Annotated in this window: 5 protein-coding genes; all 5 read right to left on the bottom strand. The window is 28.8% G+C overall.

Annotation, left to right across the window (positions count from 1 at the left end):
• Positions 1–87 precede the first annotated feature (87 nt).
• Positions 88–468, bottom strand: a complete 381-nt coding sequence (locus I4U58_RS12590) for a hypothetical protein (protein ID WP_195931690.1) — start codon at positions 466–468, stop codon at positions 88–90.
• A 257-nt stretch (positions 469–725) separates the two neighbouring features.
• Positions 726–1,082, bottom strand: a complete 357-nt coding sequence (locus tag I4U58_RS12585; protein WP_195931689.1) for a PTS glucitol/sorbitol transporter subunit IIA — start codon at positions 1,080–1,082, stop codon at positions 726–728.
• A gap of 157 nt (positions 1,083–1,239) precedes the next feature.
• Positions 1,240–2,340, bottom strand: a complete 1,101-nt coding sequence (locus I4U58_RS12580; RefSeq protein ID WP_195931688.1) for a PIN/TRAM domain-containing protein — start codon at positions 2,338–2,340, stop codon at positions 1,240–1,242.
• Between the two features lie 64 nt (positions 2,341–2,404).
• Entirely contained in the window at positions 2,405–3,472 is a 1,068-nt protein-coding gene (gene disA, locus I4U58_RS12575) for a DNA integrity scanning diadenylate cyclase DisA (protein WP_195931687.1), read from the bottom strand.
• 8 nt (positions 3,473–3,480) lie between these two features.
• Positions 3,481–4,848 carry a DNA repair protein RadA gene (radA, locus tag I4U58_RS12570; RefSeq protein WP_195931686.1) on the bottom strand — a complete coding sequence of 456 codons (1,368 nt, stop codon included), beginning with the start codon at positions 4,846–4,848 and terminating at the stop codon, positions 3,481–3,483.
• Positions 4,849–4,994 lie beyond the last annotated feature (146 nt).

Below are 4,994 nucleotides of genomic sequence, written 5' to 3'. Positions count from 1 at the left end.
ATAAATTTGTATTTTCTTTTTTATTAAATACTAATATCATCAATTTTAAATGAATTTTTTACATTTATAATAAAAATGATAAATATTTTATTCTATATTATAAAGAAAAATAGTATTTTCTTTTACATCAGATACATATAATTCTTCTGTTATAAAATTAGATAATGGTCCACTTTTTCCTGTTGAATTTAAATTCATAGTTGGTATACCATTTTTGGGATAAATCCCACATCTAGCAATGCCTCCGCAATCTATTATAGCTAGTACAACTTCTTCTTCCGGTACCATTATCTTAAATCCATCTATTAATTCACACCCTGTTAAGTTAGCTATATATTTAGCCAACGGTGGAAATCCATCTGTTGTAACAACTAATATTTTATTTTTCACTTGGGTTGGAACAATTGTTAACGGACCACCCCAACCTTTTGGACCTCTCTTTATAATAATAGATTTATATTTATTCATTTATTTACCCCCATTAATAAAATTCTTATCTTAAATAATAAAAATTCCCCTTTTTATTATTGTGCCTTTATTTTAATTATAAATCAATAGGTTTTAGCTTAATGGTATCGTTTTCCATATAATTATTAAATTTACAATAAACATTAAAACTAATCCTAAATATTAAAAGGAAACCTGAATAGTTATTCTATATTACTACCAAGGTTTCCTCTAATGCATAATTTTATTAATTTTATTTATAATACATATACTTTTTCTTATTCAAAAGATATTATATCTCCAACTTTTATTTCTGGTACTAACCCTCTTACATGTATCTCACCTGGTAAGTTAGATTTAATATCTCCATCAAATTTTAATGTGCAATGTCCTAAATCTTTTAATGTTTTAGTTGCTATATTTCCAACAGATGTTACATCAAAAATCTTATCCCCTATAGTTAATTTGTCCCCAACAAATATATCTTCATTTAATACCCCAACTTCATGTGAAACAGATATATCTTTTAAATCCGAATCATTTATATCATCATTAAAAAGTATTATTAGATTTCCGTCTTCTGCAAGTTCTTGCACCATTGCCCCAATTGCCGTTACTTTAGTTTTATATTTCATATTTATCCCCCTTAATCTGCTCTTTATTTAATTTTAATTCATTTGTATATTTATGCAATATTTTTTTGGAATTTTATAGTAATAATAAAAGAGAGACCTTATGTCTCTCTTTTATTCTAATTAGCCACGTTTTTACTTTCGAAACATTATATTAAATTTAGTTCTTAGGCTTTCCAAAAATCATTCTTCCTGCTGGAGTTTGAAGTACAGATGTAACTAATACATTTATAGTTTCACCTATATATTTTCTTCCTCCATCTACTACTATCATTGTTCCATCATCTAAATAAGCTATTCCTTGATTTTGTTCCTTACCTTCTTTAACGACTTGTGCCATCATATGCTCTCCAGGTATAGCAACTGGTTTTACTGCATTAGCCAATTCGTTAATGTTTAGGACTTCTACTCCTTGGAATTGAGCGACTTTATTAAGGTTAAAATCATTTGTAACGACCTTTCCTCCTATAGTTTCTGCTAATTTTAGAAGTTTGCTGTCTACTTCTGGTATATCTTCAAAATCTTTATCGCTTATTTCAACTTCTATATCAAGTTCTTTTTGAATTGAATTTAGTATATCAAGACCTCTTCTTCCTCTAACTCTTTTTAAATCATCAGATGAATCAGCTATATGTTGTAGTTCGTTTAATACGAATCTTGGTATAACTAATTTTCCTTCAATAAACCCAGTTTTACATATGTCAGCTATTCTACCGTCAATTATTACGCTTGTATCTAAAACCTTAGGTGGTATTTTCTTTACTATTGTCTCTTTTTTAGATTGTTTTTCTTTATTTAAAGATGTTGTAAGCCTGCTTAATTTATTAATATTAAATAAATCATCTCTACTTTTTAAAGCAATTCTGATACCTATATATCCCATAAATAAATATACTAATATACCTACTATTGCAGTAATTATAGGTATATTCACAAATGTACCTATTCCACTAACTATTAAATAAGCTATTACTAATCCAACTATAAGACCGATTGTTCCCAATAATATATCAGATTGTGGGTATTTAGATATCTCCTTGTCTAGAAGTTTTACACCCTCTCTCACTTTCGATAATATCCATGGTGATATAATATAAAAAATAATACCAAATGCTAATGCAGCTCCTATAGCTATTATATATTTATAATTATTCACATTTGTAAATAATCCTGGTAAAAGTTCAACTAAAGTTATATACACTGCGGTTCCAAATGCAGCTCCTAATAATCCTATTATTATTCTAATTATTTTGCTTATCAAAGTGTCACCCCCTTAAATTTTCTGCTCCTTTGATTTTAATTTTATAATACCTTGATCATGTTAACTATATATGACCATTTCCTAATACTACTTTTAATTTTATAAGTCCATTTCTAATATACGTGGCTCTTATTTCGCCTATTCCTTCAACTTCATCTAATTCTTCTATAGATGCTTGTAAAATCTCTTGGAAGTTTCCAAAATAATTTACTAAGTTTTCTATGATTGATACTGGTAGTCTGTGTACTTTGTTTAGAATTCTATATCCTTTAGTTTGAACTTGTAAGTCCATATCTTCAGAAATTCCACTATATCCTAAAACTTTAGCAATTTTGACCTTGTTTAATAAATCTTCTTCTGATAAATTTCTAATTTTTCTACTACATTCGTTTAAATCTATATTTTCTCTTTTGTAGTCTTTTAATAATAGAAGTCGGTTTTTTTCAGTTCCACCTAATAATTCTTCTAGCTGCATTCTTACTAGATATCCTTCTTCACCTAGGTTAACTAAGTACCCTTCTATTATTTGTGCAACTCTCAATACTCTCTCCATACTTTGAACCACAACTATTACATCATAAATTGTGGCTAAATCACTAAATTCAAGTGAATTTAAGTTATAAATAGATGTATCTAATACATCTTTATATTTTTGTAAAGTTTGTAAAGCTTGGTTTGCTTTAGAAAACACTTCTGCAATTTCTTCAACAACGTATTTTTGATCTCCCCTATAAACTGTGATGACATTTCTTCTTTGTGAAATTGAAATTACAATTGCTCCTGTTTGTTTTGCAACTCTTTCTGCTGTTCTATGTCTAGTCCCAGTTTCTGTTGTAGGTATATTGTAGTTTGGTATTAATTGTGTATTTGCTAATAATATTCTCTTAGAGTCTTCACTAAGTACTATAGCCCCATCCATTTTTGCGAGTTCATATAAATATGCTGGTGAATATTCGGCATTTATCCTAAATCCACCATCAACAATTTTCATAACCTCTTCATTTGAATCTAGAACTATAAGCCCACCTGTTTTTGCTCTTAATACATTTTCTAGACCTTTTCTTAGTGGGGTCCCTGGAGATATCATTTTTAAAGCATGCAATAAACCTTCGTTATTAATTATATTATCCATAATAATTATTACCCCCTTAGCACTATATTTATCGCTTGTCTAAGATTGTCAACTGGTATTATCTCTATGCCTTTTACATCTTTTACTACTTCATAATTATTTCTAGGTATCACTATTTTTTTGAATCCTAGTTTTTTACATTCTGCTATTCTTTTTTCGATATAACTTACAGCTCTTATTTCTCCAGTTAAACCAACCTCTCCTGTAACAACTATGTCTGATGCTATAGGTATATTTCTAAAACTTGAAGCAACAGCAATAACTATCCCTAAATCTATTGATGGCTCGTTTATTTTGATTCCCCCAACGACATTTATATATACATCTTGGTTTTGAATTTGTAAACCAATTCTCTTTTCTAAAACTGCTAATAATAAGGCTACTCTGTTAAAATCTACCCCCGTAGATGTTCTTCTTGCCATACCGAAGTTAGTAGGCGCTACTAAAGCCTGTAATTCTAATAACATTGGTCTAGTCCCCTCAACTGTTGATATGATTACGGAACCAGAAACATCTTTTGGTTTTTCCGAAATCAAAACTTGTGAAGGATTTTTTAATTCAACTAAACCTATATCCTTCATTTCAAATACTCCTAATTCATTAGTAGAACCAAATCTATTTTTTACGGCTCTAACTAATCTATAAGAGTTGTATCTTTCTCCCTCAAAATATAATACTGTATCTACCATATGTTCTAATAATTTAGGTCCTGCAAGAGCACCCTCTTTTGTAACATGACCAACGATAAATGTTGATATACCCATTTTTTTAGATATTTTCATGAATTTTGAAGTTCCCTCTTTGATTTGACTAACAGTACCTGGAGCTGAAGATATCTCTGGAGAATATACAGTTTGAATTGAATCAACTATAATTAAATCTGGATTTATTTTTTCTAAATGAGCTTCTATTATACTCAGATTATTTTCAGCAAAAATATATAAATTTTGTGAATTAACACCTAATCTACTTGCTCTCATTTTTATTTGAGATTCAGATTCCTCACCAGATATATATAATACCTTTTTATTAGTATTTGCAACTTTGCTAGATACTTGCATTAAAAGTGTAGACTTTCCTATCCCAGGATCACCACCGACTAAAACCAATGACCCTTTTACAATTCCTCCACCTAAAACTCTATCTAATTCTTCTATATCTGTTGTAAATCTTTCTTCTTTTACAGCAACTATTGAATTTATGCTCACTGGCTGTGAGCTTGATTTATCTATTATAAAAACTTCCTTTTTAGTTTTTTTTTCTTCTATTTCTTCTACAAATGAATTCCATTTCATACATTCTGGGCATTTACCCATCCATTTACTCGTCTCATAACCACATGACTGACATACGTATTTCGTTCTAATTTTCGCCATTAATTTTATCACCCTTAACATCTAATTCTATTATTAGAATAACATATATCTTATTTTAATAATATCAAATATTTCTTACTTTAAGTATTAATAGACTAGTTATAACCACAGCTACAGAAATTATTATGTACTTATATTTTCTCATT

Origin of the sequence: Clostridium sp. 1001270J_160509_D11, assembly GCF_015667935.1 — a bacterium.
Lineage (GTDB): Bacteria > Bacillota > Clostridia > Peptostreptococcales > Peptostreptococcaceae > Intestinibacter.
This window is presented reverse-complemented; position numbering and strand designations above follow the sequence as displayed.